The sequence below is a fragment of the Pseudomonas sp. GW821-FHT03C07 genome (assembly GCF_059420925.1).
In genome coordinates this window covers 283670-305466 of sequence record NZ_JBWKUQ010000003.1, presented here as the reverse complement: position 1 = coordinate 305466, position 21797 = coordinate 283670, and the positions used below count along the sequence as shown (strand labels likewise).

At 62.1% G+C, this 21797-nt stretch carries 19 protein-coding genes; 12 read left to right on the top strand and 7 right to left on the bottom strand.

The genetic code is table 11. The annotated features are described in order from the left end of the window. Positions 1-4: 4 nt before the first annotated feature. The 7 genes from AC07VG_RS07605 (at position 5) to AC07VG_RS07575 (ending at position 8075) form a co-directional block, all read left to right on the top strand. Entirely contained in the window at positions 5-2140 is a 2136-nt protein-coding gene (locus tag AC07VG_RS07605) for a chemotaxis protein CheA (RefSeq protein ID WP_494999637.1), read from the top strand. 758 nt (positions 2141-2898) lie between these two features. Next, positions 2899-4566, top strand: a complete 1668-nt coding sequence (locus AC07VG_RS07600) for a methyl-accepting chemotaxis protein (protein WP_495020903.1) — start codon at positions 2899-2901, stop codon at positions 4564-4566. A gap of 3 nt (positions 4567-4569) precedes the next feature. After that, the gene (locus AC07VG_RS07595; RefSeq protein ID WP_494999639.1) at positions 4570-5082 is read left to right on the top strand and encodes a chemotaxis protein CheW; all 513 of its coding nucleotides are present in this window, start codon (positions 4570-4572) and stop codon (positions 5080-5082) included. A 90-nt stretch (positions 5083-5172) separates the two neighbouring features. Continuing rightward, complete coding sequence (locus AC07VG_RS07590) at positions 5173-5700, top strand: chemotaxis protein CheW (protein WP_494999640.1); 528 nt, start codon at positions 5173-5175, stop codon at positions 5698-5700. Then, positions 5697-6500, top strand: coding sequence for a CheR family methyltransferase (locus tag AC07VG_RS07585; protein ID WP_494999641.1), 804 nt, complete (start codon positions 5697-5699; stop codon positions 6498-6500). Before AC07VG_RS07590 ends, AC07VG_RS07585 begins: the two co-directional genes overlap by 4 nt. Continuing rightward, on the top strand, positions 6439-7014 hold the full coding sequence (locus AC07VG_RS07580) for a chemotaxis protein CheD (protein ID WP_494999642.1): 576 nt from the start codon (positions 6439-6441) through the stop codon (positions 7012-7014). Before AC07VG_RS07585 ends, AC07VG_RS07580 begins: the two co-directional genes overlap by 62 nt. Beyond that, positions 7011-8075 (top strand): protein-glutamate methylesterase/protein-glutamine glutaminase, encoded by a 1065-nt coding sequence (locus AC07VG_RS07575; RefSeq protein WP_494999643.1) that lies wholly within the window; start codon positions 7011-7013, stop codon positions 8073-8075. Before AC07VG_RS07580 ends, AC07VG_RS07575 begins: the two co-directional genes overlap by 4 nt. 16 nt (positions 8076-8091) lie before the next feature. Here AC07VG_RS07575 and AC07VG_RS07570 read toward each other — a convergent pair whose 3' ends face one another. Together AC07VG_RS07570 and AC07VG_RS07565 are read right to left on the bottom strand one after the other, a co-directional pair. Continuing rightward, entirely contained in the window at positions 8092-8721 is a 630-nt protein-coding gene (locus tag AC07VG_RS07570) for a response regulator (RefSeq protein ID WP_494999644.1), read from the bottom strand. Beyond that, a complete protein-coding gene (locus AC07VG_RS07565) occupies positions 8718-11450 on the bottom strand; it encodes a sensor histidine kinase (protein ID WP_495020756.1) in 2733 nt (910 codons plus the stop codon). Before AC07VG_RS07565 ends, AC07VG_RS07570 begins: the two co-directional genes overlap by 4 nt. Before the next feature lie 369 nt (positions 11451-11819). Between AC07VG_RS07565 and AC07VG_RS07560 the strand changes: the two genes are divergently transcribed. After that, positions 11820-12920, top strand: a complete 1101-nt coding sequence (locus tag AC07VG_RS07560) for an HD domain-containing phosphohydrolase (RefSeq protein ID WP_495020755.1) — start codon at positions 11820-11822, stop codon at positions 12918-12920. Positions 12921-13104: 184 nt separating this feature from the next. Further along, the gene (locus tag AC07VG_RS07555) at positions 13105-15078 is read left to right on the top strand and encodes a putative bifunctional diguanylate cyclase/phosphodiesterase (RefSeq protein ID WP_494999647.1); all 1974 of its coding nucleotides are present in this window, start codon (positions 13105-13107) and stop codon (positions 15076-15078) included. 28 nt (positions 15079-15106) lie between these two features. On the opposite strand, the gene AC07VG_RS07550 is transcribed toward AC07VG_RS07555, so the two are convergent. Together AC07VG_RS07550 and coaA are read right to left on the bottom strand one after the other, a co-directional pair. Continuing rightward, the gene (locus AC07VG_RS07550) at positions 15107-15349 is read right to left on the bottom strand and encodes a co-regulatory protein PtrA N-terminal domain-containing protein (RefSeq protein WP_494999648.1); all 243 of its coding nucleotides are present in this window, start codon (positions 15347-15349) and stop codon (positions 15107-15109) included. A 12-nt stretch (positions 15350-15361) separates the two neighbouring features. Beyond that, positions 15362-16264, bottom strand: coding sequence for a type I pantothenate kinase (gene coaA / locus AC07VG_RS07545; RefSeq protein WP_494999649.1), 903 nt, complete (start codon positions 16262-16264; stop codon positions 15362-15364). Between the two features lie 268 nt (positions 16265-16532). Here coaA and nadA point away from each other — a divergent pair, with 268 nt between their 5' ends. Then, positions 16533-17591: a quinolinate synthase NadA gene (gene nadA, locus AC07VG_RS07540; protein WP_494999650.1), complete on the top strand. Its 1059-nt coding sequence runs from the start codon at positions 16533-16535 to the stop codon at positions 17589-17591. A gap of 139 nt (positions 17592-17730) precedes the next feature. Here the strand turns inward: nadA and AC07VG_RS07535 are convergent, their stop codons facing one another. Beyond that, on the bottom strand, positions 17731-19164 hold the full coding sequence (locus tag AC07VG_RS07535) for a M48 family metalloprotease (protein WP_494999651.1): 1434 nt from the start codon (positions 19162-19164) through the stop codon (positions 17731-17733). Positions 19165-19291: 127 nt separating this feature from the next. Between AC07VG_RS07535 and AC07VG_RS07530 the strand changes: the two genes are divergently transcribed. Then, complete coding sequence (locus tag AC07VG_RS07530) at positions 19292-19531, top strand: sulfurtransferase TusA family protein (RefSeq protein WP_103498659.1); 240 nt, start codon at positions 19292-19294, stop codon at positions 19529-19531. A gap of 14 nt (positions 19532-19545) precedes the next feature. On the opposite strand, the gene AC07VG_RS07525 is transcribed toward AC07VG_RS07530, so the two are convergent. Continuing rightward, positions 19546-20019, bottom strand: coding sequence for a peroxiredoxin (locus AC07VG_RS07525; protein WP_494999652.1), 474 nt, complete (start codon positions 20017-20019; stop codon positions 19546-19548). Between the two features lie 10 nt (positions 20020-20029). After that, complete coding sequence (locus tag AC07VG_RS07520) at positions 20030-20590, bottom strand: glycine cleavage system transcriptional repressor (protein ID WP_100938862.1); 561 nt, start codon at positions 20588-20590, stop codon at positions 20030-20032. Between the two features lie 327 nt (positions 20591-20917). Here AC07VG_RS07520 and dapA point away from each other — a divergent pair, with 327 nt between their 5' ends. Further along, on the top strand, positions 20918-21796 hold the full coding sequence (gene dapA / locus AC07VG_RS07515) for a 4-hydroxy-tetrahydrodipicolinate synthase (RefSeq protein ID WP_494999653.1): 879 nt from the start codon (positions 20918-20920) through the stop codon (positions 21794-21796). Position 21797 lies beyond the last annotated feature (1 nt).

Below are 21797 nucleotides of genomic sequence, written 5' to 3'. Positions count from 1 at the left end.
CGCCATGACCTCGCCGATGAACCTGGACGATGTGCTGCAGACCTTTATCGCCGAAAGCCAGGAGCTGTTGTTGCTGATGGAGGATGCACTGCTGCAGATCGAGCAGGTCCCCGATGACGTTGACACCATTAATGCGTTGTTTCGCGTGGCCCACACCATCAAGGGCTCTGCCGGCCTGTTTGGCCTGACCCCCATCGTCGCCTTCACCCATGTGGCGGAAAGCGTGCTGGACCGGGTCCGCGGCAATGAGCTACGGGTCGACGAAGCACTCAGTGCGTTGTTCCTGCAGGTTCGCGACCACCTGGGCGAACTCATCGACCTGCTCGCCAGCCATGGCGACCTGCAAGGTCTCACCGCCGACCACGAGCGGCAGGGCAGCGCGTTGGTTGCCCGGCTCAATCGTTACCTACAGCCGTCGCTGGCGCCGGAACAAGCGGCGCCCGTGGACACGCCGGCGAGCGATTCGGCGGATGGATTTCGTCATTGGCACCTGTCGCTGCGTTTCGGCGCCGATGTGCTGCGCAATGGCATGGATCCCTTGTCCTTTCTGCGTTACCTCAAGAGTTTCGGGCAGATCACCGGGGTCGTCTGCATGACCGACCGCCTGCCCGAGGTCGCGGCCATGGACCCGGAAAGCTGCTACCTGGGGTTCGAGTTGGGGTTTGTCAGTGAGGCCGATCAGGCGACTATCGAAAGCGCCTTCGACTTCGTTCGTGAAGACAGCCAGATCTGCGTGCTGCCGCCCACACGCCAAGTCGCGGACTTCCAGGCGCTGATCGGCCGCCTGGGCAGCGACCCGGAGGTTTTGCTGGAGGCGTTCATCGCTTGTGGCTCGCTGACCCGGGAGGACTGGCTGCAGGCGACTCAAGCAGCGGCTCCCGAAGCCGTGCTGGACCCACCGCTACCTCAAGCTGACGGGCAGTCCCGTGCCAAGGCTCCGAGGGAGGCGCGCGCGGTCGAGGGCAACCTGATTCGCGTCGATGCCGGCAAGCTGGATCAACTGATCAATCTGGTGGGCGAACTGATTATCGCCGGCGCCGGTGCCAACCTGGTGGCGGTGCGTAGCGGTATCGGCGAGATGATCGAGGCCGCCAGTTCCCTGTCGCGTCTGGTCGAGGAGGTGCGCGACAGTGCCCTGACCCTGCGCATGGTGCAGATCGGCGCCACTTTCAACCGCTTCCAGCGGGTGGTCCGCGATGTCTCCAAGGAACTGGGCAAGGACATTGTCCTGGAGGTCAACGGTGCGGAAACCGAACTGGACAAGACCGTGGTCGAGCGCATTGGCGACCCCCTGACCCACCTGGTGCGCAACGCCATGGATCACGGCATCGAAGCCCTGCAACTGCGCCGCGAGCGGGGCAAACCGGCGCAGGGCTGCGTTCGCCTCAACGCCTATCACGAGGCCAGCAGCATTGTCATCGAAGTCTCCGACGACGGTGGTGGCCTGAACAAACAACGGATTCTGGCCAAGGCCCGGGAGCGGGGGCTGCTGGCCGAAGGGCAGGTGCTGGCGGACAAGGACATTCTCAACCTGATTTTCGAGCCGGGTTTTTCCACCGCCGAGCAGGTCAGCAGCCTCTCCGGACGCGGCGTGGGCATGGATGTGGTGAAGCGAAACATCCTTGCGCTGCGCGGCAGCGTCAATCTGGAAAGCGAGGAGGGCGTCGGCACCACGGTGCGCATCCGTCTGCCACTGACCCTGGCGATCATCGATGGCTTTCTCATCGGGGTCGGCAAGGCCTCTTATGTGGTGCCCCTGGACATGGTCGAGGAGTGTATCGAGCTGAGCGCCGATGATCGCAACAACCAAGACTATCTGGACCTGCGCGGCTCGGTGCTGCCGGTCCTGCGGCTACGGGAGATGTTTGCCATCAACGAGCCGCACCATGGCCGTGAAAACATTGTGGTAGTGCATTACGCCGGCGTTCGGGTGGGGCTTGTGGTTGATCAACTGTTGGGTGAATTCCAGACCGTGATCAAGCCGCTGGGCAAGCTGTTCGGCAGGGCCCATGGATTGGGCGGTTTCACCATTTTAGGGAGCGGCGCGGTGGCGCTGATCCTGGATATTCCCAACTTACTTGGGCAAGTCGCCAGCCAGCAGAAGCACGGCACGACCCTCAGCCCTGAACTGACTCAATAGCCTTCACCCTGGAGTGCAGCCTCATGACCGTCAAAAAGAATATCTCGCTGTTGGTCGCGTCCGCCCTGCTGGGCATCCTGATCCTGGGGGCCGTCAGCCTCTACCTGATGGGCGGGGTCAGAACCATGGCCAGCTATGCCCAAGTCAATACGGTTCCCAGTGTGGTCTTGCTGGACCAGGTGGCCGAGACCCTGGCCGATAGCCACGTTCATCAGTGGCAGAGTCTTTCCGCGCCGCTCGACAGCCGCTCTTCGCCGCTCGACAAGGCTCAGGCGTCGGTGACCCAGGCACTGGATCGCTATCAGAAAGAGTTGATTTCCGACGATCATGACACGGCGTTGCTCAATAGCCTGCGCAGTCGCATCGATGGCTATAACCATGGCCTGGAACGTTTCGACAGCCTGCTCAAAGGGGGTGATCAGGCAGCGGCGCGCGGCCTGTTGCTCGACAGCGAAGCGGCTCTGGATAAAGTCACCGCGGCCTTGAGCGATATGCGCCAGTACAACCTGGAGCTGGGCAGCAAGGCGGCCCAGGCCGCGACCGCCACGGAGCAGACCGCGTTCTATACCGTGGTCCTGGTGGGGGGCGTCACCCTGCTGGTCACCATCCTGCTGGGCGTTTTCCTGGCTCGAGGCTTGTTGCGCACCCTGGGGGGGGAGCCGGATGAAGTCCGGGTTCTGACCGATCGCCTGGTCACCGGTCAATTGGAAGCCATGACCAGTGGCAATGCTGCAACCGCTTCGGGCTTGCTGGGTTCCATGCAGCAACTGAGCGGCACCCTGAACCAGCTGATCACGGAAATGAACCACATGTCCGCCGAGCACGATAAAGGCGACATTGAGGTGCAGATCGAGGCCGGCCGTTTCGCCGGAAGCTACGGACTGATGGCCCAGGGGATCAACACTATGGTCAACGGCCATATCAGCGTGAAGAAACAAGCCATGGCCTGCATCAAGTCGATCAGCGAGGGCGATCTGGGCGCGCCGCTCCAGGCTTTCCCCGGCAAGAAAGCCTTTATCAATGTCACCATCGAACACCTGCGCAGCACGATCATGACCTTGATCGAAGAGATGCGCCGGATGTCGGACGAGCATGAGAAAGGCGACATCGATGTGCAGATCGATGCGCAGAAATTCCAGGGTTCCTACCGTCAGATCGCCCAGGGCATCAACGATATGGTCAACGGCCACATCAGCGTGAAGAAACAAGCCATGGCCTGTATCCGCGCGTTCGGCGAGGGCGATCTGTCGGCGCCCCTGGCCCGTTTCCCCGGCAAGAAAGCCTTTATCAACGAGCACATCGAGCAGTTGCGCAGCAATATCCAGGCGCTGGTCGAAGACACTCGCCGGTTGAGCGAGGATGCCGTGGTCGGCAAACTCGACACCCGCGCCGACAGCGCTCGGCACCAGGGCGACTTCCGCCGCATCGTCGAGGGCGTCAACAGCACTCTGGACTCGATCGTCGCCCCGCTCAGCGAGGCGATGGAAGTCATGGCGGCGCTGTCCGGCGGCGACCTGACCCGCAGCGTCAAGGGGCATTATCAGGGCAGCCTGCAAGACCTGAAAAACTCGGTCAACGAGACGGTCGGCAAGCTCTCGCAAATCATCGGTGAAGTGCGCAGTTCCGCCGATTCGCTGTCCAGTGCTTCGGAAGAGATTTCCGCCACCGCGCAAAGCATCAGCCAGTCGGCGTCGATGCAAGCGGCTTCGGTCGAGGAAACCTCGGCGTCGCTGGAGCAGATGTCGGCTTCGATTGCCCAGAACACCGAGAACGCCAAAGTCACCGACGGCATGGCGGGCAAGGCCACCAAGGAAGCCAGCGAAGGTGGGCAGGCGGTGAAAGACACTGTCTCGGCGATGAAAACCATTGCCGAGAAGATCGGCATCGTTGACTCGATTGCTTATCAGACCAACCTGCTGGCGCTCAACGCGGCGATTGAAGCGGCCCGCGCCGGTGAGCATGGCAAGGGCTTTGCCGTGGTCGCGGCCGAGGTGCGCAAGCTGGCCGAACGGAGTCAGATCGCGGCCCAGGAGATCGGCCAGGTGGCGAAAAACAGCGTGGCCCTGGCCGAGCGCGCGGGCAGCCTGCTGGATGAAATCGTGCCCTCGATCACCAAGACCTCCGACCTGGTCCAGGAAATTGCCGCCGCTTCCGAGGAGCAGTCGATTGGCTCCGAACAGATCAATGGGGCCATGTCGCAGATGAGCCAGATTACCCAGCAGAATGCCTCGGCCTCCGAGGAACTGGCGGCCACGGCCGAGGAAATGAGCAGCCAGGCCGAGCAGTTGCAGGAACTGATGGGCTTTTTCACCCTGCAGGGCGGTGCGACGGTCGCCCCGGCGCTGCGAGTGGCCCCTTCCAGCCAGCGGGGCATGCAGGACCGCGAGCATGCCCATGAGGGCGGTTTCATTCGCTTCGGGAGTTAAGCCATGAACCCAGTCGCCGCCAGCGTCCTCGAACCGGAGGCGCAGAACCCGGGAGCGAGCGAGCCCGCGCAGTTCCTGACATTCACCTCGGCCAGGGAGGCCTACGCCATCGATACCTTGTGCGTGCGCGAGATCATCGAGTACGGCCAGGTCACCCAGGTGCCGATGATGCCGGACTTTATCCGTGGGGTGATCAACCTGCGAGGCTCTGTGGTACCGGTGATCGATCTGCAGGCGCGTTTCAGCAAAGGCACCACGCAACAGGGCAGTCGTACCTGCATCGTGATCCTCGAGGTGTACCAGGAGGGCGACGCGCAGGTGCTGGGCATCGTCGTCGACTCGGTCAGCGAGGTGATCGAGATCGACCTGGGCGACATCAAGCCGGCCCCGGTGATCGGCAACCGGATCCGTGGGGATTTCATCCGCGGCATGGTCCGGGTCCGGGGTGAGTTCCTGACCTTGCTGCAAGTCGACCAGGTGCTCTGCGTCAGCGAAATCGCCGGCCAACTGCACTGAGTGCTGTCGATCGGGCGCCGGGCAAGCGGGTGCCTCTGTCCAATCTTGAGAAGGGACCGGCCGTTCACGGCCGGCCCCCGGGAGTGAGCCATGTCTGAATCCAATTCGCCGCTGCGGCCCCCACGGGATGCGGTGCCGACCCAGTACCTGACGTTCAGCCTGGGCCAGGAGATGTTTGCCGTTGGCACCTTGAGTGTCCGCGAGATCGTCGAGTACGGGCCGATTACCGCGCTGCCGCTGGCACCGCCGAGCATTCGCGGGGTGACCAACCTGCGTGGCGCGGCGATTCCGGTGCTGGACCTGGGGCTGCGTTTCGGCGGTAGCCTGACGCAGCAGAGTGCACGCACCTGCATCGTCATGTTGGAAACCCGTGGAGCGGGCAGCTCCGGTCTGGTGGGCATCATTGTCGACGCGGTCAGCGAGGTGCTGGAGATCGCCCGGGACCAGATCGAACCCGCGCCAGCGCTCAATGGGCGCCTGAGCCCGGCCTTTGTCCTGGGCATTGGCAAGCTCAGTAGTGGCTTCGTCCTGTTGCTGGACATCGAGCAGATTCTCAGCGCGGACGACTGGTCGGTGTTGCAACCCCAGGGTGCGCTGGCACAAGGACTGGCGTCATGAATGTGATTCTCTCAGACAATGAGTTCCAGCAGTTTCGCTCGATGATCCGCGAGATCGCGGGCATCAGCATGTCCGATGCGAAGAAACAGTTGATCAGTGGCCGTCTGGCCAAGCGCCTGCAGTTTTTCAAGCTGACCACCTATGGTGGCTATTATCGCCTGCTGATGAAAGACAAGGCCGAACTGCAGATGGCCGTGGACCTGTTGACCACCAACGAAACCTATTTTTTCCGCGAGCCCAGGCACTTCGAATTCCTCCAGGAGGTCATTCTCCCCGAGTTACGGGGGCCGGCTCCGGTGCGGGTCTGGAGTGGCGCCTGCTCGACTGGCGAGGAACCCTACACCCTGGCCATGGTCCTGGCCGATAGCCTGGGCACGCGGCCGTGGGAGATCCTCGCTTCGGATATCAGTAGCCGGGTCCTCGACAAGGCCCGCACCGGGCGCTACCCGCTGGATGCCATCAAGGGCATTCCCGAAGCGCTGTTGAACAAGTACTGCCTCAAAGGTGTCGGCAGTAACTCCGGCATTTTCATGGTGGATCCGGCGCTGACATCGCGCATCGATTTCACCGCGCTCAACCTGAACAACCCGATACCCGCGGTGGGTCAGTTCGATGTGATTTTCCTGCGCAACGTGATGATCTATTTCGACAACCAGACCAAGTCTCAGGTGGTGCAGCGTCTGCTCAAGCACCTCAAACCCGGTGGTTACTTCGTCATTAGCCATTCGGAGAGCCTGAATGGAATTACCGATGATGTGCAGTTGGTCAAACCCTCCGTCTACCGCAAGCCCGCAGCGTGAAGCGCCTGAGGTGGTGGAGCATTTCCTGCAACCCGGCGAAGTGGTGTTCGGCGGACGGCAACTGCGCTTGCGGACCTTGTTGGGGTCCTGCGTAGCCCTGGTGCTGTGGCATCCGCAGCGGTTACTGGGAGGGATGTGTCATTACATGTTGCCCCTGCGCCATGGACGGGGCTCGGGCGACCTCAACGGTCGTTACGCGAGCGACGCGCTGGCGTTGCTGTTCACCTTCATTCGCCAGGCCGAGGCGCGGCCCGAGCAGTTCGTCGTCAGTGTCTTTGGCGGCGGCGACATGTTTCCCAGTGTCCGGCGGCAGGGTGGTGTCGGCATCGGCGAGCTGAATGTGAATGCCGCCCGGCGTCTGATCCAGGCCCATGGCCTGCGCTGCGAGGTGTATCACGTGGGTGGCCAGGGTTATCGCAGCCTGGTGTTCGATGTCGCCAGCGGTCGTCTGCAACTCAACCATACCGACTCGGCCCCAAGCCCGACCGAGCCCCCGAGGAGTCGCGCCAGATGACGGATATCAAGGTGTTGATTGTCGACGACTCGGCGGTGGTGCGTCAGGTCTTGAGCGCGACCCTGGGCCAGGCCAGCGGGATCGAAGTCATCGGTGTCGCGGCCGATCCGCTCTTCGCCATGGAAAAGATGAGCAAGCAATGGCCGGACGTGATTGTGCTGGATGTGGAGATGCCACGCATGGATGGTATTACCTTCCTGAAAAAACTCATGGCTGAACGGCCGACCCCGGTGGTGATCTGCTCGACCCTGACCGAGAAGGGCGCCAAGACCACCTTGCAGGCCCTGGCGGCGGGAGCGGTGAGTATCGTCAGCAAACCCCAGTCCAACCTGCGCCAGTTCCTGACCGAGAGTGCCGAAGAACTGATACACGCGGTCAAGGCTGCGGCCAAGGCCAATATGAAGCGGGTCCTGACTCCCGAGGTCCCACCCAGGCTCACGGCCGACGCCATCCTGCCAGCGGGCAGCACGGCCATGCTACGCACGACCGAAAGCATCGTGGCCATGGGTACTTCCACCGGTGGCACCCAGGCCCTGGAGCAGGTGCTGCGGGTGTTGCCGCGGGTTTGCCCGGGGATTGTCATCGTCCAGCACATGCCGGAAAAATTTACCGAGGCTTTTGCCGAACGCCTTAACCAGGTCTGCGCGATCGAAGTCCGTGAGGCCAGGCACGGCGACCGGGTGATGCCGGGGCGTGCGTTGATCGCCCCGGGGGGCCATCACATGCTGGTCAAACGCAGTGGTGCGCAGTATCAGGTGGAGATTGTCGAAGGTCCGCCTGTCAGCCGGCACCGGCCTTCGGTCGACGTGCTATTCCGTTCGGTTGCGCGTGGCGCCGGCAGCAACGCCCTGGGCATCATCATGACCGGGATGGGCGATGACGGCGCCCGGGGGTTGAAGGAAATGCGCGAGGCCGGCGCCAGGACCCTCGGCCAGGATGAGGCGTCTTGTGTGGTTTACGGCATGCCGCGGGAGGCGTTCAAGCTGGGGGCGGTCGAGCGGGAGTTGCCGCTGGAGCAGATTGCCGGGGCGATCCTCGGCATCTGCGGACACGCTCGCTGAGGAGCCCGGGACCGGCTCAGACCAGTCCCTGGCTCAGGGCATAGCGCACCAGGTCGGTGCTGGTGGTGAAGCACATCTTCTCCATCAACCGGGTCTTGTGGGTGCTCACGGTCTTGTTGCTGATCACCAGTTGTTCGGCGATCTGATTGACACTCAGGCCCTGTGCCAGCATGCGCAGAATCTGGAATTCCCGTGCCGAAAGCGCTTGCGACGGGCTTTCGGGGGACAAGCCGCTGCTTTGCAGGGCGATCTGTTCGGCCAGTTCCGGATCAAGGTAGCGACCGCCGCCGCCGACCTTGCGGATGGCGGCCAGCAGGGTCTCCGGATCGTGGTCCTTGGTCATGTAGCCCGAAGCCCCGGCACGCAGGGCCCGCTGAGCGATATGGGCTTCGTTGTGCATGCTCAGGATCAGCATCGGCAGCTTGGGGTAGTGGGCGTGGATACGCCCGATCAGATCCTCGCCGCTGCTACCGGGCATGGTCATGTCGAGCAGTAAGACGTCGATCTCGGTGTGGCGCAGCAGGTCCAGGACCTGGGCGCCATTCTCCGCTTCGGCGACCACGCAAAAGTCCTTGACCAGGGCGAACAGCTGCTTGAGGCCTTCGCGCATTATTCGGTGGTCGTCGGCTACCATCAGTCGGATCATGAGTCGTGGGTCCTTGAGTCGGGTACCTTCAGCTGCACGGTGGTGCCGCCGCCGATTTTGCTGGAAATCTGGGTGGTGCCGCCCAGGGTCAGGCCACGTTCGCGCATGCCCAGCAGTCCGAGGGTCTTGCCGGATAACCCGCGTTGCTCGAAGCCCTTGCCGTTGTCGGTGATTTCCAGCGACCAGCCACTGACGGTTTTTTCCAACGTCACCCTGACGCGGCTGGCCTCGGCATGACGGGCGATATTGGTCAGCGATTCCTGGGCGATCCGAAAGGCCGCGGTGGCGGCGGCATCCTCCAGTTGCACCGGTTGTCGGGGGATCTGCAAGTCGCAGACGATGCCCCATTGTTGTCTGAACGTGTCGGTCAGCCACTCGAGGGCGGGCACCAGTCCCATATTGAGGATCGACGGGCGCAGGCTGGTGGAAATGTTTCTCACCACCTGGACGGTCTGATCGATCAGTTGCAGCAGGCGCGTGACCTGCTCACTGAGTTGCGGCACTTGCTCGCCATACTGAAAGCGCAGCAGCGAAGTGCCCATGCGGATCGCCGTCAGGTGCTGCCCCAGTTCGTCATGAATTTCCTGGGCGATCAGCTTGCGCTCCTCTTCCCGGGCACTTTCCCGGCTGGACATCAGTTGCCGCAGTTGATTGTTCAGCGTGACCAGGCGCCGCTCGGCCACCCGCAGTTTGGAAATATCACGGACCACCACCAGCACGGTGCCGATGCGCCCCTGGACGTCCTGTTCCGGAACCAGGCTGATGTGGTAGACCCGTTGCAAGCGTCGCTGGCCGCTGAGCACATACTCGTGCTCCAGCGGCTGGCCGGTTTCCACTGCTTCGATCAGCGCATCCTGGAGCAGCTGGCTTTGCAGGTTGCGGGGCAGAACCTGCGGCAGGCGTTTATGCAGCAACCTGGCCTTGGGCCGGTCAAGCCAGCGTTCCAGCGCCGGATTGATAAACAGCAGCTTGCCGGACGGGCTCAGGCGCGCGATGCCATCCGGGGAGTTTTCCACCAGGGTGCCGATTTCCTGTTGGCGGGCCCGTTCGTTACGCTGGATTTCCCGCAGGTCGGTGATGTTTCGGGCGATGCACACCATTCGGTGCAGGCGGCCGTTGGCGTCGGCGACCGGCACCAGGTTGAAATGGATAAAGAGCGAGCGCTCACCACAGGGCAGGTGGGCATCGAGCTCGATGGGGGCACCGACCGCGATGCAGTGTTGGCAGATGGCTTCGACCACTTGCGCGGCTTCGCCCGGTAGCCATTGGTCCAGGGCTTGCCCGATCAGGTCCGCATGTTTCCTGGCGAGCATCTGGCAGAGCATCGGATTGGCCTCCAGGCAACTGAGTTGCTGGTCGGCATCGATGGCCAGCAGGCAAAGCATGTCCTGGGTGTGATCGAAGACTTCGCGGTAGCGGCGTTCGCTTTGCGCCAGGCTATCCAGGGCCGAGCAACGTTCCCAGGCAATGGAGCCTATATGGCTGGCCATTTGTGCATACTTGCGGTCCTGGTCATGCAGGGCCTGTTCCGCGTTGATCAGCAGTACGATGACTCCCAGCGTCCGACCGCTGCTATTGACCACCGGCTCCAGCCAGCAGCCCCGATAGCCGGCCAGCAGGGCGGGGGCGCTGAAGCTCTGGTGCGCGGCATCGGTCCTCAGGTCGTCGATCAACCGGCGTTGCTCGAAGAATCCGGGAAAGCGGTTCAGGTCCGCGGCCAGGCAGGCCTGAAGCGACCGCGGGTCATCGGGCGGCAGGGGCGGGTTGCTGCTGCCGGGCTCTGTCTTGAACACGATGGCATGGCGAAACTCGGGTGTCAGCACCTCCAGGTAGGTGCTCAACAACGGCAGCACTGTCTGCAGCGCACCGTCGATGATCATCACCTGGAAAATCGCCGAGCGGGCGTTCTCCGCGCGTTCCTGTTGCCGCAACGAGCTGACATTCTGGGCCATGACCAGGACCCCGGAGATTTCGGCGCTATCCTCGTGTTCCACCGTCAGGCTGCACAGGAATGCCACGGAGCGTCCGGAGTAGGGATCCTTGCTTTCCAGCAACTGGGTGGCCGGGATGCCGGTGGACAGGGTGTGTTGCAACTGCGCGCGGAAATCCTCGTCGATCGGTTGTGTGTGGGGCCCCTGGGACGACGTGCGCTCGATGCCGGGAACATCGGGAAAACCGCGGGTGCGTTCGAACTCGGGGTTGGCGTAGATACGTTGTCCGAGCCGGTTGTAACGCAGGATGATGTTGGGCGAGTTTTGCGCCAGGGAACGGTACTTCTGTTCGTTGCTCAGCAGCGCCTGGCGCAAGGCCAGATGCTCGCTGATGTCCTCGAGCTGGGACACGTAGTAAAGGGCTTCGCCTTGCGGGTTGCGCGCGACGCCGATGGTCAAGCGCGCCCAGAGCAGGCTGCCGTCCTTGCGCAGGTAACGCTTTTCCAGGGTCAGGCTCGCGCGCTGGCCCTGGACCAGCCTGGGTACTTCATCCCTGCCGACCTGGAGGTCATCGGGGTGGGTCAGTTGCTGGAACGAGGTGCGGCGCAGTTCTGCTTCGGTGTAGCCGAGCATCCGGCAGAGCATCTGGTTGGCGGCGATCCATTCGCCGCTCAGGCGCAGCAAGGCCAGGCCAGTACCGGCGGAATCGAAGGCCAGGCGATAGTCTTGCTCGGCGGGGCCCGGCAGCAGGGCATCGGTTTCCTCCGCGCCTGGCGTGGGAGCGACCTCAGCTGTCACGGTTGAATCCATTCGCCTTTCCCCCGGTTATCCTGTCTGGAGCATAGCGTAAGCCCCCGATAGTATGAACAGCCGCTCGGTTGGGGGCATGGGGTCGCCGGTCAGCGCCTGATCCAGGCGGGCCCAGTGGCTCGATTGCGTCTTGACCCCTCTGCCGACGGAAGGACGGTTGGCCGCTTGGACAAACGTCTAAGGTATGAATAGGATGATATCAATATGATGCTATGTTGCTGATGCCATATCGTCGAACATTTCGAAGAAAACCGCCCCGCTTCACAGGATCATCCCGCCCCGGGGGATCTGCTGTGCTTTTGCCGGTATCGACAGCGCTCCTTCCGACGGGACACTGGCCATGGGAGTGACGGATTTATGTTTTCCAAAGTCAACGCTGAAAGTGAAATCGTCATCATCGATGATGTTCCGCTCAATCTCCGGCTGCTGGATTCGTGTTTGCGGGCCTCGGGACTCAATAACATCAGAACTTTCTCCGACTCCACCTCAGGGCTTGCCTGGCTACAGTCCAACCCTTGGGACTTGTTGCTGCTGGACCTGTATATGCCGGCACCCGATGGTTTCGAGATTCTTGAGCGGCTCAAGCAGCGCAGTCGGATCGAATCGCCGATTATTATCGTGACGGCCCTGAATGATCCGAAGAACCGTCGCAAAGGCTTGGAGATGGGGGCCAACGACTTTATCTGCAAACCCATCGATCTGCCGGAGGTACTGTTGCGCGTACGTAGTTGCCTGGAACTGGCCCAGGCCACCCGGTTGTTGCGCGACACCAATGGCGAACTGGAGCGCAAGGTCGAACGACGTACCTCCCAGTTGGAGGCCGGCTACCAGGCGATCATCAAGAGCCTGAGCCGGGCCGCCAGTTACCGTGACCACGATAGCGGCAGTCATATCCGTCGCATCGGCGACTCCGCGGCCATGCTGGCCAAGGCTGTCGGTATGCCCCGGCAATGGTGTGAACTGATCCGCATGGCGGCGCCGATGCACGATGTCGGGGAAATCGGCATAGAAGACGCGATATTGCAAAAGCCCGGGGCGCTGACAGCGCTGGAACGCGAAGTCATGCAGGAACATCCGCGCATTGGTTATGAAATATTGCATGACAGCAATGGCTCTCCTGTCACCGACCTGGCGGCGGAGATTGCCCTGGCCCATCACGAGCGTTGGGACGGCAGCGGCTACCCCAGCCGTTTGCGAGGCGAGGCGATCCCGTTGTCGGGCCGGATCGTGGCGATTTGTGATGTCTATGATGCTCTCAGGATGCCGCGTCCCTACAAGCAGGCCTGGAGCGTCGAGCGTTCAAGGGAATATCTCTGCGAACAGGCTGGCCGGCATTTTGACCCGCAGCTGGTGGATCTCTTCTGCGGCTTGCTGGATGAAGTTGAGCGACTGGATGTGGTCGCCAAACCCGGTCAGTGCGGGGACAGTGATCCTGCCACGAATCGTGGCCTTCCGTAGGAGAACCGCCCAAGCGGTCTCTTGAAATGTGCGTTCGTCCGTTTCCACACGCTTATCCTCCGTTGGTTCTAAAGAAAGAAACGCCAGCGCCGACAGTTGTAAGGAGGAAGCCTTCATTTTTGGTCAGCTACCTGAAACGGACGAGCGCTGCACGCCTTCACTGCGCAGACAGAGAGGCATTGTAATGATAAGAACGCTCCTGGATACGCTGCGGACCTTGTTGTCCGTCCCCCATGACAACCCCAAGCTGCTTCAGGCCCAGTACGTTGCCTTGTCGCGGCAGCTGCCGCTGATGTACCTGGTCTTGCTGCTCAACATGTGGGCGCTTGCCGTCACTCATCTGAGCACCGCACCTTTTTGGCTGTCGTTCGTCATCCCACTGATCATGACGCTGATCTGTGTACTGCGCGCACGCATGTGGTTACGTTGTTCCGGACATTTGCCGGCCGATGCGCAAATCCTGGCGTCCCTGCGGCGAACCAATCAGTTGGTGCCGATTATGGCCAGTGCTTTCACCGCCTGGTCCCTGGCCCTGTATCCCTACGGCGACGCCTATTCACAGTCTCAAATCGCCTTTTTCATGGGGATTACGGTGATCGTCTGCATTTTTTGCATGATGCACCTGCGCCCCGCGGCGCTGACCGCCACACTGCTGGTCAACGTCGCCTTCGTGATTTTTTTCGCCTCCACCCACAATCCGGCCTTTATTGCCACGGCGGTGAACATCCTGTTGGTGTCATTGGCGATGTTGATCATCCTGCAGCATCACTATCGCGACTTCACCCGTTTGGTGAATGTGCAGGCGCAAACCGAACGGCTGAGCAACGAGAACCTGCGGCTGGCCAATCAGGACAGCCTGACCGGGTTGCCCAACCGGCGCCAGTTTTTCACCACCCTGGAAAGCGCCATGAGCCAGGCGCTCGCCAAGGAAACGCGCCTCGCGGTAGGGATCCTCGATCTCGATGGATTCAAGCCGGTGAACGATCTCTACGGCCATAGCGTAGGCGACAAGATTCTGACCATGGTCGGTGGGCGGTTGCTGCAGTTGGCCGGTGCCACGGTGCATGTGGCGCGGCTGGGTGGCGATGAGTTCGCCCTGGTGCTCGAAGGCGATCTCAGCGACGAGGAGCTGCAGGTATTCGGCAAGACCGTATGCGAGCAGTTGCACGTGGAATTTTTGCTGGTGGATGTGCCGATCCAGATCGGCGGCACTCTGGGCATCGCCACGTTTCCCCAGGGGGCCGCCAATACCAAGGAGCTTTTCGAATACGCGGACTATGCGCTGTATCAAGGCAAGCACCATAGTCCGGGGTCGGTGTGCCTGTTCTCGACCAGCCATCGCGAGCAGCTGCATCGCGATGCCATCACCGAGCAGGCGTTGCGCAGGGCTGTGCTGGACAAGGAGTTTTTCGTGCTGTTTCAGCCGATTCTCGACAGTTGCAGTCGCGAGACGGTCGCCTTCGAGGCATTGGCCCGCTGGGACAGCCCCGAGCTGGGCCTGGTTTCCCCGGTGCGGTTCATTCCGATTGCCGAACGCATCGGCCTGATCAATCGCCTCACGCTACCGTTGTTGCGGCAGGCGTTGGAGATGGCGCGGTCCTGGCCGGAAGGCATACGGCTTTCATTCAATCTGTCGGTCCACGATTGCGGCTCCCATGACAGCGTGCGGTCGATCATCGATGTGATCAACGCCAGTGGCTTCAATCCCGCGCATCTGGACCTGGAAATCACTGAAACCGTGGTCATGCAGGACATTCTCCAGGTGCAATGGGCGATCGAGCAGTTTCGCGAGCTGGGCTGCGGTATCTCGCTGGACGATTTCGGCACCGGCTATTCCAGTCTGAGTCAGTTGCACGCCCTGGCGCTGACCAAGCTCAAGATCGATCGCCGCTTCGTCACCGATATTCATGTCAATCCCGCGAGCTACAAGATCGTCAAGTCGCTGGTGGCCTTGAGCCTGGACATGGGCTTGGAGTGTGTGGTCGAGGGGGTCGAGACACAGGATGAACTCAAGGCCCTGCGTAGCCTGGGGTGTACGCAGGTGCAGGGCTTTTTCTTCAGCCGTCCCGTGGCTTTCGCCGATACCCTGGCCTGGCTGGCGCACGCTGAGGTGCGGCGACGGCAATGGCAAGCCGAGCAGGCGCTGGATTCAGCGTAACCCGAGCCTGTTGCCACGGGCGCGCGGTTCAGGGCTGGTCTACAGATTTTTCCACGGGCGCCGAGCCTGCTATCCGAGCCGCGAGGCGAGCTTTGGCGGCTTGTTGGGCGCTGACAATCGCCTTGGCATCCTGACGCTCGAGGAAGCGTGCCATCGACTCGTCGCGCTGGGCTTGCGCGCGGGCGATCACTCGGTTGCTACCGCCTTCGGCGAGTGCCATGACCGGGATGCTCAGCAAGGTGACGCTCAACAATGCTCTGAGGAGCTTCATGGGGACTCAGCCTCAACGTAACCAGATTTCGCTGACCGAATGGTCCGCCGCCTTGCGCAGCACCAGATCCGCCCGTTCGCGGGTCGGCAGAATGTTTTCCAGCAGGTTGACCCGGTTGATATCCCGCCAGATCTGGCGCGCGGCTTCGGGGGCCTCCTCGGGCGTCAGGTCGGCCAGTTTGCGGAAGTACGCACCGCGGGCGCGGAACGAGGTTTTCTGCAGCATCAGAAAACGCGCCACGTACCACTGCTCGATATCTTGTTCATCGGCATCCAGGTACACCGAAAAATCGAAGAAGTCGGAGACGATGGTGGAGGGTTTCTGCCCGTCGACGCCATCGGTCTGCAGCACGTTGAGGCCTTCGAAGATCAAGATGTCCGGCTGGTCGATTACCTGGTACTGGTCGGGCACGATGTCGTAGCTGACATGGGAGTAGATCGGCGCCTCGATATTGTGTTCGCCGGCTTTCACGGCCGCGAGAAACTTGACCATATGCTTGCGATCGTAGCTCTCCGGAAAACCCTTGCGGTGCATGATGCCATCGGCCACCAGCTTGCTGTTGGGGTAGAGAAAGCCGTCGGTGGTGACCAGGGCGACATTCGGGTGATCCGGCCAGCGCGCCATGACCGCCTGCAGTACGCGGGCAAAGGTGCTCTTGCCGACCGCGACGCTGCCGGCGATGGCCACGATATACGGGCCGCGGTGGGTTGGGCGACCGAGAAAGGTATCGCGGATGCCCGTCAGTTGGCGGGCTGCGCCGATGTGCAGGTTGATCAGCCGCGACAGGGGCAGGTAGACGTTGGCGACATCTTCCAGGGAGACGTCTTCGTTCACGCCGCGTAATGCCGACAAATCTTCTTCCGAGAGGGTCAACGGCGTGCTGGCACGCAGTTCCGCCCACTCGTTGCGGGTCATTACGAGGTACTCATCGGATCTCATCGGTTGCCATCCAGGCCTCTTCAATGGGCGGATTATCCAACGCTTTGCCCCCACTTGTCCGAAGATCAGAATAATCTTTTGAATTCATTGGATATTCTGTAGCCTTGCGGCGCTGCAAAGCAGTCCATGCCTGATGGATTCACTTTCCCGGCCCGTACGTTGCACTGAATATCCCGTCTCGGAAAGGGGCGGGGGCCGGGGTATACTCGACTTTCGCGCTCTCGCGCTTGCAGGTCTTGCGAACATGACGCAGATTTCCGAACGCCTTCTGGTTCAAGCCCACCTTGACGCCAAGCACCCCAAACCCCTGAGTGCCGCCGAAGAGGCGCAGCTACGTGCGCAGATCGCCGCTGAGCTCAAGGCCCAGGATGCCGTGCTGGTGGCCCACTTCTATTGCGATCCGGTGATCCAGGCGCTGGCCGAGGAAACCGGCGGCTGTGTCTCCGACTCCCTGGAAATGGCCCGCTTCGGTGCCGCCCATCCGGCCAAGACCGTACTGGTGGCCGGGGTGCGTTTCATGGGCGAGACCGCCAAGATCCTCACCCCGGAAAAACGCATCCTGATGCCGACCCTGGAAGCGACCTGCTCGCTGGACCTGGGTTGCCCGGTGGATGAGTTTTCCGCGTTCTGCGACCAGCATCCCGAGCGCACGGTGGTGGTGTATGCCAACACCTCGGCGGCGGTGAAGGCGCGGGCCGACTGGGTGGTGACTTCCAGTTGTGCACTGGAGATCGTCGAAAGCCTGATGGACAACGGCGAAACCATCATCTGGGCACCGGACAAGCACCTGGGGCGCTATATCCAGAAGGAAACCGGCGCCGATATGTTGCTCTGGGACGGGGCCTGCATCGTCCACGAGGAGTTCAAGTCCAAGCAGTTGGAGGACATGAAGGCGTTGTATCCCGAGGCGGCGATCCTGGTGCACCCCGAGTCGCCGGAGTCGGTGATCGAGCTGGCCGATGCGGTGGGTTCCACCAGCCAGTTGATCGCGGCGGCGCAGCGCCTGCCGAACAAGACCTTTATCGTGGCCACCGACCGCGGCATTTTCTACAAGATGCAGCAGCTGTGTCCGGACAAGGTCTTCATCGAAGCGCCGACCGCCGGTAACGGCGCGGCGTGCCGCAGTTGCGCGCACTGCCCGTGGATGGCCATGAACACCCTGGAGCGCACCTTGCAGTGCCTGCGCGAGGGTAGCAACGAGATCTTCGTTGATGCGGCGGTGATTCCCCGCGCGGTTCGCCCACTCAAGCGCATGCTGGATTTCACCCAGGCGGCGCGCCTGAAACTGGCGGGGAATGCCTGAGAGGCATTTGGCGACGGCTCACCCCTGTAGGAGCGAGCTTGCTCGCGATGGACGTCAACGATAACGCAGGGCACCTGATACCCCGCAGTGCCTGGGTTACCATCGCGAGCAAGCTCGCTCCTACAGGGGGCTGATGTTGTCAGCCGCCCATCAGATCCTTGACCATGCGTTCCTGATCAATCAATTCCTTCTGGCGCGCATCGATGCGTGAGGCCAGTTGGAAGTTCGGTGCGCGGCGCTTGGCGAAGTCCAGTTGCTGGATCGCCTGCTTGAAGTCGCCCACCAGGGCAAAGTATTCGGCCCGCGCCTGGTGCAGGCCGATGATATTGCCGGACTGGCCACGGGTTTCGGCGAGCTGATACCAGACATCCGGATCGTCCTGGCGCGTCTTCAACAAGTCGTCCAGGGCCTTTTCCGCCTCGGCCGGGCGATTCTGCTTGATCAGCAGGTCGATACGCTCCTGCTTCAGCGGGTAGCTGGCGGGATATTGCAGCAACATCTTGTCGGTCCGTTGCAGCGCTTCGGGGAACCGACTAGCTGCGGTGTCCAGATCGATCTGGGCCAGGTTGTAGGTGATGTCGTTGGGCGACTTGTCCAGTAGCGGCTTGAGGGTCGCGCGCGCCTCGTTCAACTGCGTGCCCTTGACCTGAGCGATGGCCAGACCGTAGCGCGCCACCTCGGACTTGGGGTTCTCGTCCAACTGCGCCCGAAAACGCTTGGCCGCCAGCCCCGGCGAGTCTTCATAGGACAGCACCACGCGGGCCCGGATCAACTGATAACGCAGGCTGTCCTCGATGCCGCCGGGCTTGGATTGCTCGGCGCGGTTGCGGGTGTCGGCGATCCGTGACTCGGTGACCGGGTGGGTCAGGAGGAATTCTGGCGGCTTGGCGTCGAAGCGGTAGATGCGCATCAGTCGCTCGAACATGGTTGGCATCGAGCGTGGATCGTAACCAGCTTTTTCCAGGGTGAGGATGCCGATGCGGTCGGCTTCCTGTTCGTTCTGACGGGAGAACCGCTGTTTCTCCTGGAAGGCCGCGGCCTGGGTGCCGGCGATGGTGGCAATACCGGCGTCGCCGCCGCCCGCCGCCGCGATCACGATCCCGGTCAGCAGGGCCGCCATCATCGGCAGTTGCATGCGTTGCTGGGCTTCCACGCCGCGGGCGAAGTGACGTTGCGACAAGTGCGCCAGTTCGTGGGCGAGTACCGCGGCGTATTCGCCCTCGGTCTGGGCGTTGAGGAACAGGCCGCCGTTGATCCCGACAATCCCGCCGGGGGCGGCGAAGGCGTTGAGCTGGTTGCTGTCGATCAGGATGAACACCAGGCGCCGGTCCTGGACCTGGCTGCTTTCCGCCAGTTTGTAGACCGTGCTCTCGACGTAATCCTTGAGCTGCGGGTCATTGAGTTGCTTGACCTCGCTGCGCAACAGGCTCAGCCAGGCACGACCCAGCTGGAACTCTTGTTGCGGGGAGACAATGGCGGAACTGGCGTCGCCAAGTGACGGCAGGTCGTCGGCGAAGCCGGGGGAGGCGAGCAGGCAGGCGAGCGTCAACAGGGTGGGGCGCAGAAAGGTCATGCACAGGGCTCTGAGTCGGCAAAGTCCTTACTGTAGCCGGACACTGGGCTTGCCACCAGAGCCGCTTCCACTTGAGGTATTCTAAGCGCTTCGAATCGACCATCCGGCGCGCGCCAGGAGTGAAGCAATGACCGAAGTTGTAGAGCACGACGCCGAGCTGGACGCCAGTGGCCTGAACTGCCCGCTGCCGTTGCTCAAGGCCAAGCTGGAACTCAATCGCCTGGCCAGTGGTGCGGTGCTCAAGGTGATTGCCACCGATGCCGGATCGCAGCGCGATTTTCGGACTTTCGCCAGGCTCGCCGGACACATCCTGATTCATGAAGAGGAAGCGTCCGGCGTTTATCGTTACTGGTTGCGTAAAGCCTGACGCAGCGCGTCGGCTCAGGCCTGGTGCAGGGCCTGGGCCGCCGCGAGCACGGCGTCGACATGGCCGGGGACTTTCACGCCGCGCCATTCCTGGCGCAGCACGCCCTGGGCATCGATCAAAAAGGTGCTGCGGTCCACGCCCAGGTATTCCTTGCCGTAGAGCTTCTTCAGCTTGATCACGTCGAACAGCTGGCAGACGGCCTCGTCCTTGTCGCTGATCAGCTCGAACGGGAACGCCTGCTTGCCCTTGAAGTTCTCGTGGGCCTTCAGGCTGTCGCGGGACACGCCGAAGACCTCGGTGTTGGCGGCCTGGAAGGCCGGGTACTGGTCACGAAAGCCCTGGCCCTCGGTGGTGCAGCCCGGGGTGCTGTCCTTGGGGTAGAAATAGATCACCACCTGCTTGCCCTTGAGGCCCGCGAGGCTGACGGTCTGCCCGCTGGTGGCCGGTGCCTGGAAATCGGCGACGGGTTGATCGATAACGACGGCCATGGAGGTTTCCTTACATTGGGTTCTGTGGGCGCCACGGTTCGATCAGCGCGTCGAGGTTCATCGCGTCGGCGAAGTCCAGGAACTGATCGCGCAACCAGCTGATCTGCACGCCGGCAGGCAGGGTCACGGTAAAGGTGGCGTTGAGCATGGTGCCGCCGGTCTGGGGCGCCAGGTACGTGTCGCAGGTCAGGTTTTCCAGCTCGACGTTATGGTCCATAAAGAACTGGCACAGCTCGTTGATGATGTCCGAGCGGTAGGCCGAGCTGACATAAGCGACGTACGGCAGCGCCTGGGGACGGCTCTCCAGGGCACCGCTGCGCACCACGCTGACGATGAAGGCATGCTTCTTCGCCAGGTTCGGCAATCCGGCTTCAAGGCGCGCCAGGGCGTCCCAGCTACCGGAAATCTGCAGGACCAGCGCACTGTACTCGCCGTGGCGGGTCAGGCGTGAGGTTACGACGGCGCAGCGATTTTCATGGCTGGCGCGGCACAGGACGTTGGTCAGCTCCATGGGGTTGGCGCCGAGGGCACTGATAACAAGGAATTGTTCGCGGACTGTGGGGGTGGACATGCAGCATTCCTAAAGCGATGAGCGGTCGGTACCTTGGGGGCGGTCAGGGGCTGGGTTCGGGTATCCGGATGCGGATGGCGAGGCCTGGAATCGAGCGCTGGTGCCGGGTTCCGCCTCGCAGAGGACGGGCGGCGGCCAGGCCGGAACGGGCTTCGGGCAGCGAAAATGGAGGCTGGAACCCGGCACATGAGCGACTCAGTACCGATCAAAGTCTGAAGGGTAGCGAAAACCTGCGCTCAGGGGAATGCTCATAGACAGTACTTCGCTTGTACAAGCCTGATGGCGCCAGTACCATTACCGCTCTCTTTTTCCGGCAGGAGCGGTTGCATGATTGCGGGCAGTATGGTGGCACTGGTCACACCCATGGATGCACAGGGTCGTCTTGACTGGGACAGCCTGAGCAAACTGGTGGACTTCCACCTGCAAAACGGCACCAACGCCATTGTCGCGGTCGGCACCACTGGTGAGTCGGCCACTCTCGATGTGAACGAACATATCGAAGTGATTCGTCGCGTGGTTGACCAGGTGGCGGGGCGTATCCCGGTGATTGCCGGTACGGGCGCCAATTCGACCCGTGAAGCGATCGAACTGACCACCAACGCGAAAAACGCTGGCGCCGATGCGTGCCTGCTGGTGACCCCTTATTACAACAAGCCGACCCAGGAAGGCCTGTACCAGCATTTCCGCACCATCGCCGAAGCGGTCGATATCCCGCAGATCCTCTACAACGTTCCGGGTCGTACCGCGTGCGACATGCAGGCCGAGACCGTGATTCGCCTGTCGAGCGTACCGAACATCATCGGTATCAAGGAAGCCACCGGCGACCTGGAGCGAGCCAAGGCGATCCTGGCCGGTGTGAGCAGCGATTTCCTGGTGTACTCCGGTGATGACGCCACCGCGGTCGAGCTGATGCTGCTCGGCGGCAAGGGCAATATCTCGGTGACCGCCAACGTCGCGCCCCGTGAAATGAGCGACCTGTGCGCCGCCGCCATGGCCGGCAAGGCCGACGAGGCGCGGGCGATTCACGAAAAACTGATGCCGCTGAACAAGACCCTGTTCATCGAATCCAACCCTATCCCCGTGAAATGGGCACTGCATGAGATGGGCTTGATGCCGGACGGTATCCGTCTGCCGCTCACCTGGCTCAGTGCGCCCTGTCACGAACCGCTGCGGCAGGCCATGCGCCAGTCCGGCGTCCTGGTTTAAT

Bases quoted from the DNA above. Each gene is read 5' to 3' on its own strand.
- AC07VG_RS07605 (WP_494999637.1), top strand. From the start codon at position 5: ATGACCTCGCCGATGAACCTGGACGATGTGCTGCAGACCTTTATCGCC.
- AC07VG_RS07600 (WP_495020903.1), top strand. From the start codon at position 2,899: ATGCAGCAACTGAGCGGCACCCTGAACCAGCTGATCACGGAAATGAAC.
- AC07VG_RS07595 (WP_494999639.1), top strand. From the start codon at position 4,570: ATGAACCCAGTCGCCGCCAGCGTCCTCGAACCGGAGGCGCAGAACCCG.
- AC07VG_RS07590 (WP_494999640.1), top strand. From the start codon at position 5,173: ATGTCTGAATCCAATTCGCCGCTGCGGCCCCCACGGGATGCGGTGCCG.
- AC07VG_RS07585 (WP_494999641.1), top strand. From the start codon at position 5,697: ATGAATGTGATTCTCTCAGACAATGAGTTCCAGCAGTTTCGCTCGATG.
- AC07VG_RS07580 (WP_494999642.1), top strand. From the start codon at position 6,439: ATGGAATTACCGATGATGTGCAGTTGGTCAAACCCTCCGTCTACCGCA.
- AC07VG_RS07575 (WP_494999643.1), top strand. From the start codon at position 7,011: ATGACGGATATCAAGGTGTTGATTGTCGACGACTCGGCGGTGGTGCGT.
- AC07VG_RS07570 (WP_494999644.1), bottom strand. From the start codon at position 8,721: ATGATCCGACTGATGGTAGCCGACGACCACCGAATAATGCGCGAAGGC.
- AC07VG_RS07560 (WP_495020755.1), top strand. From the start codon at position 11,820: ATGTTTTCCAAAGTCAACGCTGAAAGTGAAATCGTCATCATCGATGAT.
- AC07VG_RS07555 (WP_494999647.1), top strand. From the start codon at position 13,105: ATGATAAGAACGCTCCTGGATACGCTGCGGACCTTGTTGTCCGTCCCC.
- AC07VG_RS07550 (WP_494999648.1), bottom strand. From the start codon at position 15,349: ATGAAGCTCCTCAGAGCATTGTTGAGCGTCACCTTGCTGAGCATCCCG.
- coaA (WP_494999649.1), bottom strand. From the start codon at position 16,264: ATGACCCGCAACGAGTGGGCGGAACTGCGTGCCAGCACGCCGTTGACC.
- nadA (WP_494999650.1), top strand. From the start codon at position 16,533: ATGACGCAGATTTCCGAACGCCTTCTGGTTCAAGCCCACCTTGACGCC.
- AC07VG_RS07535 (WP_494999651.1), bottom strand. From the start codon at position 19,164: ATGACCTTTCTGCGCCCCACCCTGTTGACGCTCGCCTGCCTGCTCGCC.
- AC07VG_RS07530 (WP_103498659.1), top strand. From the start codon at position 19,292: ATGACCGAAGTTGTAGAGCACGACGCCGAGCTGGACGCCAGTGGCCTG.
- AC07VG_RS07525 (WP_494999652.1), bottom strand. From the start codon at position 20,019: ATGGCCGTCGTTATCGATCAACCCGTCGCCGATTTCCAGGCACCGGCC.
- AC07VG_RS07520 (WP_100938862.1), bottom strand. From the start codon at position 20,590: ATGTCCACCCCCACAGTCCGCGAACAATTCCTTGTTATCAGTGCCCTC.
- dapA (WP_494999653.1), top strand. From the start codon at position 20,918: ATGATTGCGGGCAGTATGGTGGCACTGGTCACACCCATGGATGCACAG.